The organism is Salipiger sp. IMCC34102 (genome assembly GCF_004145405.1).
In the GTDB taxonomy this organism is placed as follows: domain Bacteria; phylum Pseudomonadota; class Alphaproteobacteria; order Rhodobacterales; family Rhodobacteraceae; genus Loktanella.
Genome location: NZ_SELQ01000005.1, coordinates 88514 through 102278 on the forward strand (window position 1 = coordinate 88514; position 13765 = coordinate 102278).

Annotated in this window: 14 protein-coding genes; 13 read left to right on the forward strand and 1 reads right to left on the reverse strand. The window is 69.0% G+C overall.

The window, feature by feature from the left end; translation table 11 throughout:
* Positions 1-98 precede the first annotated feature (98 nt).
* The gene (locus tag EU805_RS11770) at positions 99-548 is read right to left on the reverse strand and encodes a nucleoside deaminase (RefSeq protein ID WP_129764175.1); all 450 of its coding nucleotides are present in this window, start codon (positions 546-548) and stop codon (positions 99-101) included.
* A gap of 63 nt (positions 549-611) precedes the next feature.
* Here EU805_RS11770 and EU805_RS11775 point away from each other — a divergent pair, with 63 nt between their 5' ends.
* From EU805_RS11775 to EU805_RS11835, 13 genes are all read left to right on the forward strand, one after another.
* Positions 612-1433, forward strand: coding sequence for a pseudouridine synthase (locus EU805_RS11775; protein WP_129764176.1), 822 nt, complete (start codon positions 612-614; stop codon positions 1431-1433).
* Between the two features lie 73 nt (positions 1434-1506).
* Positions 1507-1707, forward strand: coding sequence for a hypothetical protein (locus EU805_RS11780; RefSeq protein WP_129764177.1), 201 nt, complete (start codon positions 1507-1509; stop codon positions 1705-1707).
* On the forward strand, positions 1707-2558 hold the full coding sequence (locus EU805_RS11785; RefSeq protein ID WP_129764178.1) for a 5-bromo-4-chloroindolyl phosphate hydrolysis family protein: 852 nt from the start codon (positions 1707-1709) through the stop codon (positions 2556-2558). The genes EU805_RS11780 and EU805_RS11785 overlap by 1 nt, the downstream gene beginning before the upstream one ends.
* Positions 2559-2567: 9 nt before the next feature.
* Positions 2568-3758, forward strand: coding sequence for a toxic anion resistance protein (locus EU805_RS11790; RefSeq protein WP_129764179.1), 1191 nt, complete (start codon positions 2568-2570; stop codon positions 3756-3758).
* 5 nt (positions 3759-3763) lie between these two features.
* Complete coding sequence (locus EU805_RS11795) at positions 3764-4729, forward strand: DUF2927 domain-containing protein (RefSeq protein WP_129764180.1); 966 nt, start codon at positions 3764-3766, stop codon at positions 4727-4729.
* 114 nt (positions 4730-4843) lie between these two features.
* A complete protein-coding gene (locus EU805_RS11800; RefSeq protein WP_129764181.1) occupies positions 4844-6067 on the forward strand; it encodes a GAF domain-containing sensor histidine kinase in 1224 nt (407 codons plus the stop codon).
* 180 nt (positions 6068-6247) lie between these two features.
* On the forward strand, positions 6248-7369 hold the full coding sequence (locus EU805_RS11805; protein WP_129764182.1) for an SPFH domain-containing protein: 1122 nt from the start codon (positions 6248-6250) through the stop codon (positions 7367-7369).
* Between the two features lie 33 nt (positions 7370-7402).
* Entirely contained in the window at positions 7403-7987 is a 585-nt protein-coding gene (locus EU805_RS11810) for a cytochrome b/b6 domain-containing protein (RefSeq protein WP_129764183.1), read from the forward strand.
* Positions 7988-8047: 60 nt separating this feature from the next.
* A complete protein-coding gene (locus EU805_RS11815; protein ID WP_129764184.1) occupies positions 8048-9157 on the forward strand; it encodes a primosomal protein N' (replication factor Y) - superfamily II helicase in 1110 nt (369 codons plus the stop codon).
* A 9-nt stretch (positions 9158-9166) separates the two neighbouring features.
* Complete coding sequence (locus EU805_RS11820; protein WP_129764185.1) at positions 9167-10069, forward strand: carbohydrate kinase; 903 nt, start codon at positions 9167-9169, stop codon at positions 10067-10069.
* 1 nt (position 10070) lies between these two features.
* Positions 10071-10508 (forward strand): D-aminoacyl-tRNA deacylase, encoded by a 438-nt coding sequence (gene dtd / locus EU805_RS11825; RefSeq protein WP_129764186.1) that lies wholly within the window; start codon positions 10071-10073, stop codon positions 10506-10508.
* The gene (locus tag EU805_RS11830) at positions 10509-11672 is read left to right on the forward strand and encodes an alpha-hydroxy acid oxidase (protein WP_129764187.1); all 1164 of its coding nucleotides are present in this window, start codon (positions 10509-10511) and stop codon (positions 11670-11672) included. It begins immediately after the preceding gene.
* 84 nt (positions 11673-11756) lie between these two features.
* On the forward strand, positions 11757-13616 hold the full coding sequence (locus EU805_RS11835; RefSeq protein WP_129764188.1) for an amylosucrase: 1860 nt from the start codon (positions 11757-11759) through the stop codon (positions 13614-13616).
* Positions 13617-13765 lie beyond the last annotated feature (149 nt).

The window sequence follows — 13765 nt, forward strand, 5'->3', positions numbered from 1 at the left end:
GAGCGATTGCCAATTGGCAAGCGGGGGGATTTTCCTGCCGGGTCAGATGGTTCGACCGGCGTGCGGCGGTGTTTATAAAGCGTATATTTTTCGGTGGGTTAGACGCGCTTGTCGAGGAAGAACTGCCTGAGGAGGGCTTCGGCCTCGGTGGCGGCAAGACCGTCGTAGACCTCCGGCCTGTGGTGGCATTGGGGGTGGTCGAAGACCCGCGCGCCATGGGCCACGCCGCCCGACTTGGGATCGGCGGCACCGTAGTAGAGCCGCGCCACGCGGGCGACCGAGATCGCGGCGGCGCACATCGGGCAAGGCTCCAGCGTGACGTAGAGCGCGCTGCCGGTCAGACGCTCCTGCCCCAGGGCCGCGCAGGCGGCGCGGATCGCCAGGATCTCGGCATGGGCGGTGGGGTCGTTGAGCTCGCGCGTGCGGTTGCCCGCGCGAAACGCGGTGCCGTCGGGGGCGATCAGCACCGCGCCCACGGGCACCTCGCCGCGGGCGGCGGCGGCGCGGGCCTCGTCCAGGGCCTGGTCCATGTGGCTCTTGAAGCGCATGAGCCGTCATCGCCGTAGCGCGCGGCGCTGGCAAGCCCCGGCGAAAGCGGCTATCGGCAGGACATGACCCAAGATACCCCAAAAGGCGACCGGATCGCCAAGGTGCTGTCGCGTTCCGGCGTGGCCTCCCGCCGCGAGGCGGAGCGGATGATCGAGGCCGGACGCGTGAGCGTGAACGGCAGGACGATCACCTCGCCCGCGCTCAACGTCGCGGAGACCGACCGCATCGTGGTGGACGGCAAGCCCATCGGCCCGCCCGATCCGCCGCGGCTGTGGCTCTACCACAAGCCCGCGGGTCTCGTGACCTCCGCCGCCGACGACCAGGGCCGCGACACGGTCTTCGACGCCCTGCCCGGGGATCTGCCGCGGGTGATGAGCGTGGGGCGGCTCGACATCAATTCCGAAGGGCTTTTACTGCTGACCAACGACGGCGGGGTGAAGCGCAAGCTGGAACTGCCCTCCACCGGGTGGCTGAGGCGCTACCGCGTGCGCATCAAGGGATCGGTGAGCGAGGCGAAGCTCGACGAGCTGCGCGCGGGGATCACCGTCGAGGGGGTGACCTACCAGCCGATGACGGTGACCTTCGACCGGCAGCAAGGCGCCAACGCCTGGCTTACGATCAGCATCCGCGAAGGCAAGAACCGCGAGATCCGTCGCGCGATGGAGGCGGTGGGCGCCCAGGTGAACCGGCTGATCCGGGTGAGCTACGGGCCGTTCCAGCTGGGCAACCTCGCCCAGGGTGCCGTGGAGGAAGTCAAGCGCAAGGTGCTGCGCGACCAGCTTGGCCTGCCGGCGGAGGAGGAAGCCCCCCGTGCGCGCCGCCCGGTCAACCGCCCGCGCAAGCCCGGTGCGGGCCCCGCCCCCAAGCCGCAACGCCGGCGGTAAATCGGGGCGGCCCCTCGAAATGCGGGGGGGATCGCCTTAGGTTGAGCGTGAACCCGCAACCCGGACCCCTGCCATGCTGCGCCTTGTCCTGTTCCTCTTCCTGATCGCCGGGGTGGCGCTGGCCTTCGCCAGCGTCATGGCCGCGCTGCGCGCCGCGGCACCGAACGTGCCCTCGACGGAGACTTCCATGCCCCGACCGTTCCGCCTGATCGCCTTCGTGCTGCTTTTCGTGTTGATGACCGGGCTTGCGACCGGCTGGCTGGGGGCGGCCTGATGGCCCGCAGGTACGGCGGAACGCACAGTCCGGGGGCCGTGGCCTCTGCCGGGATCGGGCCCGCGGTGCATCCCGTGGGCGCGCGGGCGAACCTGATGTTCGTGCCCCCCGTGCTTCTGGCGCTATCCTCGCTCGGCGGCGGGCCGGTGGTGCTGGTGGCGGGGCTGCTGGGGGCCGCGACCTGGACGCTGGGCACCTGGCTTCTGCGCGACGGGCTGCGGGCGGAGGCCGCCTATGCCGCGCGCAAGGTGGCGCGTCGCCCGGCCCTGCCCCGCAAGATCCTGGCCGCGGCCCTCGCGGGGCTGGGCACGGCGCTGGCCGCCAGCACCGGTGTGGCGGGCCTGCTGGGGGCCGGCCTTTACGGCGTGGCGGCGGCGGGGCTGCACATCGCGGCCTTCGGGATCGATCCCTTGCGCGACAAGCGGATCGAGGGGGTCGACAGTTTCCAGCAGGACCGGGTCGCGCGCGTGGTCGACGATGCGGAGGCCTACCTCGAGGACATGGCCGCCGAGATCGGGCGGCTGCGTGACCGCGCCCTGACCGCGCGGGTGGCGGCGTTCCAGTCAACGGCCCGCGGCATGATCCGCACCGTGCAGGAGGACCCCCGCGACCTGACCGGCGCGCGCAAGTTCCTGGGCGTCTACCTGATGGGCGCACGGGACGCGACAGCCAAGTACGCCGACCTCGCCGAGCGGCGCGCGGCGCCGGAAGCGCGGGCGGACTACGTCGAACTGCTCGACGATCTGGAGCGGAATTTCGCGGACCGGACCCAGAAATTGTTGGCCGACGACCGCAATGCGATGGATATAGAGATGAAAGTGCTGCGCGACCGATTGGCGCGCGACAGATAGGAGCAACCGATGTCCGACACGATCCGCAAGGAGGCCAGCGCACAGGCCGCGCAGGTGGAACAGATCGCAGCCGCCGTGCTGGCCCAGCCCGCGCAGGAGGTCGTCACGCTGGAGCGCGCCGACGAGGCCACGTCGCGCGAGATCGAGAGCCGCATGGCGGAGATCGACCTGGGCGACACCGGCTCCATCGTGTCCTTCGGGTCGGCGGCGCAGTCGGAGTTGCAGGCGATCAGCCAGTCGATGCTGACGGGCGTGCGCAACAAGGACGTGGGCCCCGCGGGGGATTCGCTGCGCGAGATCGTCAGCACGATCCGCGGTTTCTCGGTCAGCGAGCTGGACGTGGGCCGCAAGCGGTCCTGGTGGGAGAAACTGCTGGGCCGGGCCACGCCGATGACCAAGTTCGTCGCCCGCTTCGAGGAGGTGCAGGGCCAGATCGACCGGGTGACCGACGATCTGCTGCGCCACGAGACGGTGCTCCTGAAGGATATCGAGCAGCTCGACCAGCTTTACGAGAAGACGCTCGCCTTCTACGACGAGCTGGGGCTCTACATCGCCGCCGGTGAGGCGCGGCTGGCGCGGATCGATGGCGAGGAGATCCCCGCCAAGGAGGCGCTCGTGAAAGGCGCGCCCGACCAGGACGGCGTGATGGCCGCGCAGGAGTTGCGCGATCTGCGCGCCGCGCGGGACGACCTGGAACGCCGGGTGCATGATCTGAAGCTGACGCGGCAGGTGACGATGCAGTCCCTGCCCTCGATCCGGCTGGTGCAGGAAAACGACAAGAGCCTGGTCACGAAGATCAACTCGACCCTCGTGAACACCGTGCCCTTGTGGGAAACGCAGCTGGCGCAGGCGGTGACGATCCAACGCTCGTCGGAGGCCGCGACGGCCGTGCGCGAGGCCAACGACCTGACCAACGAGCTGCTGACCGCCAATGCCAAGAACCTGCGCACGGCGAACGCCGAGATCCGCACCGAGATGGAGCGCGGCGTCTTCGACATCGAGGCGGTGAAGGCGGCCAACGCCGACCTGATCGCCACCATCGAGGAAAGCCTGGCCATCGCCGATGACGGCAAGGCCCGCCGTGCGGAGGCGGAGAAGGAACTGCAGAACATGGAGAACGAGCTGAAGTCGACGCTGTCGGTCGCGCGGTCGAAGGCCACGGGCCTGGGCGACACGGTCGCGGGATCCGCGGGAAGGTAACGAGAATGATCCGCGCGACGGCGCTTCTGGTCGGACTGCTGGCGCTGGGCGCCTGCACGCAACGCGCACCCGACAGCGCGCCTGCCGAGGTCACGCGCCCGGTGGAGCGGGCGGTGCCGCAGCCCGCGGCCCGTCCCGCGCCCGCCGCGGCCCCCACCCCGAGCGCGAAAAGCGCGCAGCTGAGGACCTATTACACGCGGTTGCAGAACGATCTGCTGGCGCAGGGCCTGTTGCGCGGCGACGGGGGCGGTCCGGATACGCCCTATACCGACACAATGCTGGCGTCGAACTTCATCCAGGTGGCGCTCTACGACGAATATGTCGCGGACGGCGACGGGCTGCGCGCGCAGGCCACGCCCTCGCGGCTGCGACGCTGGGACCAGCCCATCCGGATGAGCGTGGAATTCGGCCCCTCGGTGCCGGCGGGCCAGGCCGCGCGGGACCGGACGGGGGTCGCCTCCTACGCGGGACGACTGGCGCGGGCGACGGGGCATCCGATCCGCGTGACCGACGAGGATCCGAATTTCCACGTGCTGTTCCTGTCCGAGGACGACCGGGCCGATTACGGCGACCGGCTGCGGCAGATCGTGCCGGGGATCGGCCCGGGCAGCCTGCGCGCGATCCAGAACCTGCCGCGCGAGCAGTTGTGCATCGTGATCGCCTTCTCCGAGAACGGGTCGAGCAGCTACGCCAAGGCCGTGGCGGTGATCCGCGCCGAGCATCCGGATCTGTTGCGCACCTCCTGCGTGCACGAGGAACTGGCGCAGGGCCTGGGGTTGGCCAACGACAGCCCGCAGGCGCGGCCCTCGATCTTCAACGACGACGAGGAGTTCGGACTGCTCACGACCCACGACGAGATGCTTCTGAAGATGCTCTACGATCCGCGCTTCACCACCGGCATGAGTCCGGCGGAGGCGCGCCCCATCGCGCGGCAGATCGCGGCGGAGCTGATGGGCGGCGGCGCGAGTTGACGTCCCGCCACAATTGATCAAGGGAACGCCCTCAAACTTGCGTCCTTTCGCCACGCTCCAATAGGATCGTAGCGGGATATCCTGGCGCAAGTTCAATTGTGTAGAGTGTTGTCCGTGAGATCCTTCCCCGTCCCCTTCAACGAAGAGGCCCGCCTGCGTTCCGTCTTTTCGGTGCCGGGCCTGACCCAGTCCAACAACGCCGTCTTCGATGCCATCTGCGAGGCGGCGCGCAAGCTGCTGGGGTGCCCCGTCGCCCATGTCAGCGTCCTCGAAGACGACAGCCAGTGGTACAAGTCCGTGGTCGGGATCGAGCTGGGGCGGATGCCGCGCGAGAACAGCTTCTGCGCCCATACGATCATGTCGGCGGAACCCCTCGTGGTGACGGACCTGTCCGCCGATCCGCGCTTCAAGACCCACCCGATGGTCGTCGAGGGCGGCCCGCAGGTGCGCTTCTATGCCGGGGTGCCGTTGATCCTGTCGTCGGGACAGCGGTTCGGCAGCCTGTGTGCGCTCGATCTGGCACCGCACGACGCCCCGCCGGGCGAGACCGAGATGGCGATCCTGGCCGACCTTGGCCAGGCGGTGGTGGCCGCACTCGAGGCGACGCCGCCCGAGGCGACCGTGCCGTGCGTCGATCGCGAGGCGAAGGCGTCCTTCATCACGCTGGTCGGTCACGAGTTGCGCACCCCGATGACCGTTCTGCTGGGCAGCCTGGGCCTGCTCGGCGTCAGCAACGACAACGATTCCGGGTCGCGGATGGTCAATTCAGCGCTGAAGTCGGCGCGCCACCTGCGCGGCTTGCTGGAAAGCATCATCGACTACAGCGATGCCGCCACCGGAGAGTTGCGCCTGAACGAGCGATCCTGCGCGCTGCAGGAGATTCTGGACGATGTCGCGGACCTGTCCCTGCCCGGGGCCGACGGAACGCTGAAATCGCCCAGCGTGAACCCCGGCGCGGCGCCGATCGAGATCCTCGCGGATCCCGACCAGCTTCGCACGGCGCTGAATGCGCTGGCGCTGAACGCGATCAACCACGGCGGCGACGAGATCGTCATCGACGCGGCACTGGACGCGCAAGGCAACCTCGAGATCACGGTGACGGACGACGGCAGTCTCGACGAGAACATCGAGCTGACGCGCCTTTACGAGCCCTTCGTGCTGGGCGGCGCCTTGGAAAATCGTGACACGCGGGGCGGGCTGGGCCTGGGTCTGCCGCTGACGCGCAAGCTGGTCGAGTTGCACGGCGGCGAGTTCGAGGTGCAGGCCGCCCCCGGCAGCACCACCGCCGTGATCCGCCTGCCCGCCTGGCGGTTGGAGGCGGCCGAGCGGGTCGCCTGACCGCGCGGCCCTGCGCCGGTCGGCGCGGGCGGGTACGCGGCATCTGGACCTTGGCGCGCGGATCGGGTTGGATCGGTCCGCGACGGGGGCGGACAGGTCCAGCGCCAGGGGCCTGCCCCGTGCCCCGAACCCGATCCAGGCGTGCCGTGGCCCGGCGCGCGAAACCCGAGGTCCGATCCCATGTCCATCTTCGATTTCCTCTCCGGCCAGTTCATCGACGTGCTGCACTGGACCGACGACAGCCGCGACACGATGGTCTGGCGCTTCGAGCGTCACGGCCACGAGATCAAGTACGGCGCCAAGCTGACGGTCCGCGAGGGGCAGGCCGCGGTCTTCGTGCACGAAGGGCAGCTGGCGGATGTGTTCACGCCCGGTCTCTACATGCTCGAGACCAACAACATGCCGATCATGACCACGCTGCAGCATTGGGACCACGGCTTTCGCTCGCCCTTCAAGTCGGAGGTCTATTTCGTCGCGACCCGGCGGTTCACCGACCTCAAGTGGGGCACCAAGAACCCGATCATGCTGCGCGACCCCGAGTTCGGGCCGATCCGGCTGCGCGCCTTCGGGACCTACACGATCAAAGTGTCGGACCCCGCGCTCTTCCTGCGCGAGATCGTGGGGACGGACGGGGATTTCACCTCCGACGAGGTGACCTTCCAGATCCGCAACATCATCGTCCAGGAGGTCAGCCGCGCGCTGGCGGCCTCTGGCATTCCGGCGCTCGACATGGCGGCGAACACCAAGGACCTGGGCGCGCTGGTCGCCAACGCGATCGAGGGGGCCGTGGCGCAATACGGGTTGAGCATCCCAGAGCTCTACATCGAGAACATCAGCCTGCCCGCGGCGGTCGAGAAGGCGCTGGACGCGCGCACCAGCCGGGGCATCGCGGGCGATCTGGACGAACACCTGAAATGGAAGGCCGCCGAATCGATGGCCCAGCCCGGATCCGCCGCGGGACAGGCGATGGGCATGGGCATGGGGGCGGGCCTTGGCATGCAGATGGGCAACATGACCATGCAGTCGGGCCCCTGGGGGCCGCGACCGACGGCGGCCCCCGCGGCGGCCGCTCCTCCTCCTCCGCCGCCGCCCCCGGTGGAGCACGTCTGGCATATCGCCAGGGACGGCCAGACCTCTGGACCCTACAGCAAGGCGCGGCTGGGGCGGATGGTGACCGAAGGGGGGCTTGACCGCGACAGCCTGGTCTGGACGCAAGGCCAGGACGGCTGGATGCGCGCCGAGGAGACGGAGCTGGCGCAACTCTTCACCGTCTCGCCGCCCCCGCCGCCGCCGATGGGCTGAAACCGGATCGCGGGGGATCGCGTGGCTGGAGACATGACCACCGCCCCCGATCCTTCGCGTGGCTGGCGCGCGCGCCTTCATGACCGGTTGCCCGCGCGGCGGGTCTGGCTGAAGACGCTGCATGCCGCGATGATTCCGATGTTCATCTGGTTCCTGGTGATGACGCCCGCTCGGGTGCTGCCCTTCGGACCGGCGGCCTTCCGGGCGCATTCGATGCTGGCACTGGTCTTCGTGAGCCTCGTGCTGTTCTGGTATGCCGATTACATGCGCCGCGGCCTTGCGGGGCGACCGGGGCCGAAGCTGCCGCCCCTGGCACGCCGCTTTCATCAGTTGGTGCACAAGGTTCTGATCTGGGGGCTTTTCCTTGTCGCGCTAAGCGGGTTCCTGTTGGGCCTGACATCCGACCGGCTGCTGAAGGCGGGGGGATTCCTGCCGATCGCGCCGCCGCTCGACCTTGCGCGCGCGAACGAGATCGTGGGCAGATTGCACGTGATCGAATACTATGCGCTCGGCGTGATCGCGGGGGCGCACGCGCTGTTTCACGTCTGGCGGCACCTGCGCCTGCGCGACAACGCGCTCAGGATCATGACGCCGAAACGCTGGCACCGGTTCCTCTAGGGGCTGGCCCTCGGCGCGGATCGTGGCATGGTGCGGCCACGCCAACCGACCGGAGCCTTCATGCCCACCGCCGCCGCCGCCCCGCCGTTTTCAGAGCATCGCTTCCCCTGCCCCAACTGCGGGTCGGACATGCGGTTCGACCCCGGCAGCGGCGATCTGGTCTGCCACCATTGCGGCCACCGGGAGGATCGGGTCACCCCCGTCAATCCCTTCGCGGTGATCGAGGAGCTGGACTTCGAGCAGGCGATCCGCGCGCGCCTGCCGCAGGAGGAGATCGAGGAGACCCGCGTCACCCGCTGCCCCAGTTGCGGCGCGCAGGTCGAACTGGGGCCGGACACCCACGCCGCCGAATGCCCCTTTTGCGCGACCCCGGTGGTCACCGACACCGGCACGCACCGGCATATCAAGCCCAAGGGGGTGCTGCCCTTCTCCGTGTCGGAGGACGGGGCGCGGGTGGCGATGACCGACTGGCTGGGCAGCCTGTGGTTCGCACCCAACGGGTTGAAGCAATACGCCCGGCGCGGGCGGCGGATGGACGGGATCTACGTTCCCTACTGGACCTTCGACGCCAATACCACGAGCCGCTACGCGGGCCAGCGCGGCGACTACTACTACGTCACCCGCACCGTGCAGGGAAAGGACGGCCCGCGCCGGGTGCGCGAACGCCGCATCCGCTGGACCCCGGCTCAGGGGCGCGTGAAGCGCTGGTTCGACGACGTGCTTGCGCTGGGCTCGACCTCTCTGCCGCGCGACTTCTCGGACGGGCTGGAGCCGTGGGACCTGTCGGCGCTGGAGCCCTACCGCCCGGATTACCTGGCGGGCTTCCGGGCGGAGGGCTACCAGATCGACCTGGGCGAGGCGCGTGTCGCGGCGGAGCGGCGGATGGAGGCGATGATCGTCACGGCGGTGAAGTTCGACATCGGCGGCGACACCCAGCGCATCGACCGGGTGGAGACCGCCTATTCCGCCGTCACCTTCAAGCACATCCTGCTGCCGGTCTGGCTTGCGGCCTACAAGTACAACGGCAAGAGTTTCCGTTTCGCGGTCAACGGCCAGACCGGGCGGGTGCAGGGCGAGCGGCCCTACTCGGCCTGGAAGATCGCCTTCGCGGTGCTGCTTGGGCTGGTTGTGGCGCTCGGCGTCGGTTACCTCTACGCCATGAACCAGTGAGGAAGACGCATGATCCTGTGTTGCGGTGAAGCCCTGATCGACATGTTGCCGCGCGAGACGCGGGCGGGCGAGGCTGCCTTCGCCCCTCACGCGGGCGGGGCTGTCTTCAACACGGCGATCGCGCTGGGACGGCTGGGGGCGCGGGTGCAGTTCTTCTCGGGTCTCTCGACCGATCTCTTCGGCCAGCAGCTCACGGCGGAGCTCGCGGCCTCGCAGGTCGATGCTGCGCCCTGTCACGTCAGCGACCGGCCCACGACGCTGGCTTTCGTGCAACTGACGGGCGGCCAGGCCCGCTACGCCTTCTACGACGAGAACACCGCAGGCCGGATGCTGACCGAGGCCGACCTGCCGCAGGTGACCGCGGATGCGTTGTTCTTCGGCGGGATCTCCCTCGTGGTGGAGCCCTGCGGCGACGCTTACCGCGCGCTGGCGGAACGCGCGGCGCGCGACCGGCTGGTGATGATCGACCCCAACATCCGCCCCGGTTTCATCAAGGACGAGGCCGCCTACCGCGCGCGGCTCGATGCGATGCTGGCCTGCGCGGACGTGGTGAAGATTTCGGACGAGGATCTGGACTGGCTGACCGGCGACACCGACCCCGCGGCCTTGCTGGAGGGCGGCACGCGCGTCGTGCTGATGACCCGCGGGGCAAAGGGCGTCACGGTCTGCACCGAAGGGGGCCGTTTCGACGTGGCAGCGCAGCCCGTCACCGTCGTCGACACCGTCGGCGCGGGCGATACGTTCAACGCGGGCTTTCTCGCCGGTCTCGACCGGGCGGGGCTCTTGTCGAAGGCGGGCATCGGGCGCGCCGACGACGCCGCCCTGCGCGCGGCGGCCGATCTGGGCACCCGGGCCGCGGCGGTCACCGTCAGCCGCGCGGGCGCCAACCCACCCTGGAACCGGGAGCTTTAGGATGCGTGCACTGATACAGCGGGTCTCGACCGCCAATGTCTCGATCGAGGGAGAGGCGGTGGGCCAGATCGGCCCGGGCCTGGTGATCCTGATCTGCGCCATGCAGGGCGACGGCGACGACGCCCCCGCGAAGATGGCCGCCAAGATCGCCAAGCTGCGTGTCTTCAAGGACGACGACGGCAAGATGAACCGGTCGATCCTGGACACCGGCGGATCGGCCCTGATCGTGAGCCAGTTCACGCTTGCGGGCGACACCAGCCGCGGCAACCGTCCGGGCTTTTCCGCCGCCGCCGCCCCCGAGGACGGGCGCGCCGCCTACGAGGCCTTCATCGCGGAAGTCCAGGCCCTGGGCATCACCACGCAGACCGGTCGCTTCGGCGCGGACATGGCGGTAAGCCTGACCAACGACGGTCCCGTCACGCTCTGGCTGGAGATCTGAATGCCCGTCATCACCACCATCGACGACCTCAAGGCGCTGCACAAACGGCGGGTGCCGCGCATGTTCTACGACTATTGCGAAAGCGGCAGCTGGTCCGAACAGACCTTCCGCGAGAACACCTCCGACTTCGACCTTTTGCGCCTGCGCCAGCGGATCGCGGTGGACATGTCGGACCGGCGGATCTCGACCACCATGGCGGGGCAGCCCGTAACGATGCCGGTCGCACTGGCGCCGGTGGGGCTGACCGGCATGCAATCCGCGGATGGAGAGATCAAGGCCGCCCGCGCGGCACAGGCCTACGGCGTGCCCTACACGCTTTCCACCATGTCGATCTGCTCGATCGAGGACGTGGCACGCGCCACGGATGCGCCGTTCTGGTTCCAGCTTTACGTGATGCGCGACGAGGAGTTCGTCGACGACATCATCGCGCGGGCCAAGAACGCGGGCGTCTCGGCGCTGGTGCTGACGGTCGATCTGCAACTGCTGGGACAGCGGCACAAGGACCTCAAGAACGGGCTTTCGGCCCCGCCGAAGCTGACGCCGTCCACGATGCTCGACCTCGCCACGAAATGGCGCTGGGGGTTCGAGATGCTGCAGACCCGGCGCCGCAGTTTCGGCAATATCGTGGGCCACGCGAAGTCGGTGGGCGATATCTCGTCCCTGTCGTCCTGGACGGCCGAGCAGTTCGACCCCAAGCTCGACTGGGACACGATCGCGCGGCTCAAGGACAAGTGGAAGGGCAAGCTGATCATCAAGGGCATCCTCGACCCCGAGGACGCGGTGCGCGCCGCCGACCTTGGCTGCGACGCGATCGTGGTCTCCAACCACGGTGGGCGGCAGCTTGACGGGGCGCTGTCGTCGATCCGGATGCTGCCCTCGGTGCTGCGCGCCGTCGGCGACCGGGTGGAGGTCTGGATGGACGGCGGCATCCGCTCCGGCCAGGACGTACTGAAGGCCCGTGCCATGGGCGCGCGCGGCGTCATGCTGGGCCGGGCCTATATCCACGGGCTGGGCGCCATGGGCCAGGAGGGCGTGACCCGAGCGCTCCAGATCATCGAACGCGAACTGGACCTGACCATGGCGCTTTGCGGCAAGCGCGACATCGAGGACGTCGACCGCGATATCCTGCTGATCCCGAAGGACTTCGAAGGGGACTGGGTGTAACGCCTCACCTCGCTTTTTGCGACATACTCCCGCCGGAGGCGCCCGCATTCTCCACCCGCAGCATCCGCCAGAAAGCGAAGCCCCATGCCCGCCACCCTCTCCGACGACGATCTCTTCGACCTGCGCTGGAACCGGGGCCGCCGCGACCTCGTGGGGCCCCTGGGGCGCCTCTACCCGCAGGCGGAGGACCTCATGGCGCGCCTGTGCGACCTGCTGGCGCGGCACTGGCGCGACCGGCCCGCGGATCTGGCGAGGCTCGATCTGGCCCGCGACGTCGACCCCGACTGGTTCCTGTCGGAGGACATGGTGGCCTACGTCTTCTACATCGACCGCTTCGCGGGTGATCTGAAGCGGCTGCCGGACCGTATCCCCTACCTCAGTGATCTGGGGATCACCTATGCCCACATGATGCCCTGCCTCAAGCCGCGCCCGGGCCCGTCGGACGGCGGCTACGCGGTGATGGACTACCGCGAGATCGACCCAAGGCTGGGCGACATGGCGGACTTCGAGCGCGCCACGGGCGCCCTGCGCGCCGCGGGGATCAGCCCGGTGATCGACATGGTGCTGAACCACACCGCCAAGGAACATGAATGGGCGCGAAAGGCGCGGGCCGGCGATCCGTTCTACCAGGCCTTCTACCGGATGTTCGACGACGACACCCTGCCCCGGCAGTTCGAGGAAACCTTGGTCGAGATCTTTCCCGACCAGGCGCCGGGCAGCTTCACCTACTACGACGACCTGGGCAAATGGGTCTGGACCACCTTCAACGAATATCAATGGGACCTGAACTGGGAAAACCCGGAAGTCTTCCTCGCCGTGCTCGACACGATCCTGTTCCTGGCGAACAAGGGGGTGGAAGGGTTCCGGCTGGACGCCGTGGCCTTCATGGGCAAGCAGATGGGCACCACCTGCCAGAACCTTCCGCAGGTCCACGACATCCTGCAGGCGATCACCCAGGCCACCCGCGTCGCCGCCCCCGCCGTGATCCACAAGGCCGAGGCGATCGTGGGGCCGCAGGACCTCGTCCCCTACCTCGGGACCGGGCGTCACGAAGGGCGGGTCAGCCAGCTGGCCTACCACAACAACCTGATGGTGCAGTTCTGGTCCAGCCTCGCCAGCGAGGACACGCGGCTGATGACCCACGTGCTGAAGACCCATTTCCCCGAGAGTTTCCGCCGCGCCGCCTTCGCCCCCTACATCCGCTGTCACGACGACATCGGCTGGGCGATCACCCCGGAGGACACGGCCCATGTCCCGGGCGTGGATGCCGCACCGCACCGCGACTACCTGTCGGACTTCTACAACGGCAGCTTCCCCGGCAGCTTCGCGCGGGGCGCCGATTTCCAGGTCAACGAGGAGACCGGCGACCGGCGCACCAACGGCACCTTCGCCAGCCTCGCGGGGCTGGAGGCGGCGCTGACCCCCGACGAGGTCGAGGCCGCCATCGCGCGCATCCGCCTGGGCCATGCGCTGATCGCCTCCTTCGGGGGGATCCCGCTGATCTACATGGGCGACGAGATCGGGATGCTGAACGATTACGGCTACGCGAACGTGGCCGAGCACGTCGACGACGGGCGCTGGATGCAGCGGCCCGCGATGGACTGGGACCGCGCGACGGCGGATGGCCCGCCCGCGCGCATCCGCGCCGACCTCGACCGGATCATCCGCCTGCGCAAGGCCACGCCGCAGTTCGCGGGCGACGTGCCGACGCGGGTGCTGGAGACCGGGCACGGCGGCCTCTTCGTCTACCGCCGTCTGGGCGAGCCTTGCGAGATCACCTGTCTTGCGAACTTCACCGCGCACGATCAATGGCTCGGCCCGCGGGCGGCTGGCCTCGACGGGGGTGCGATGATCGACCTGCTCAGCGGCAGGCCGCTTGCGCTGCACGACGGGCAGATCGTGCTGCCCCCCTACCAGATCCTCTGGCTGCGCCCCGATCCCTGACGCGCCGCCCCCCTTCATCTGGCAAGATAAACTCCCGCCGGAGGCTCCCATACTCACCCCCGCGCCCTCGGCCCGGGGCGAGGGAAACCCCCAAACCCGTTTCCCGCTTTCCAAGCCCCGCGATCCGCCCTATAGGGGCGGCTCACCCG

Bases quoted from the DNA above. Each gene is read 5' to 3' on its own strand.
- EU805_RS11770 (WP_129764175.1), bottom strand. From the start codon at position 548: ATGCGCTTCAAGAGCCACATGGACCAGGCCCTGGACGAGGCCCGCGCC.
- EU805_RS11775 (WP_129764176.1), top strand. From the start codon at position 612: ATGACCCAAGATACCCCAAAAGGCGACCGGATCGCCAAGGTGCTGTCG.
- EU805_RS11780 (WP_129764177.1), top strand. From the start codon at position 1,507: ATGCTGCGCCTTGTCCTGTTCCTCTTCCTGATCGCCGGGGTGGCGCTG.
- EU805_RS11785 (WP_129764178.1), top strand. From the start codon at position 1,707: ATGGCCCGCAGGTACGGCGGAACGCACAGTCCGGGGGCCGTGGCCTCT.
- EU805_RS11790 (WP_129764179.1), top strand. From the start codon at position 2,568: ATGTCCGACACGATCCGCAAGGAGGCCAGCGCACAGGCCGCGCAGGTG.
- EU805_RS11795 (WP_129764180.1), top strand. From the start codon at position 3,764: ATGATCCGCGCGACGGCGCTTCTGGTCGGACTGCTGGCGCTGGGCGCC.
- EU805_RS11805 (WP_129764182.1), top strand. From the start codon at position 6,248: ATGTCCATCTTCGATTTCCTCTCCGGCCAGTTCATCGACGTGCTGCAC.
- EU805_RS11810 (WP_129764183.1), top strand. From the start codon at position 7,403: ATGACCACCGCCCCCGATCCTTCGCGTGGCTGGCGCGCGCGCCTTCAT.
- EU805_RS11815 (WP_129764184.1), top strand. From the start codon at position 8,048: ATGCCCACCGCCGCCGCCGCCCCGCCGTTTTCAGAGCATCGCTTCCCC.
- EU805_RS11820 (WP_129764185.1), top strand. From the start codon at position 9,167: ATGATCCTGTGTTGCGGTGAAGCCCTGATCGACATGTTGCCGCGCGAG.
- dtd (WP_129764186.1), top strand. From the start codon at position 10,071: ATGCGTGCACTGATACAGCGGGTCTCGACCGCCAATGTCTCGATCGAG.
- EU805_RS11830 (WP_129764187.1), top strand. From the start codon at position 10,509: ATGCCCGTCATCACCACCATCGACGACCTCAAGGCGCTGCACAAACGG.
- EU805_RS11835 (WP_129764188.1), top strand. From the start codon at position 11,757: ATGCCCGCCACCCTCTCCGACGACGATCTCTTCGACCTGCGCTGGAAC.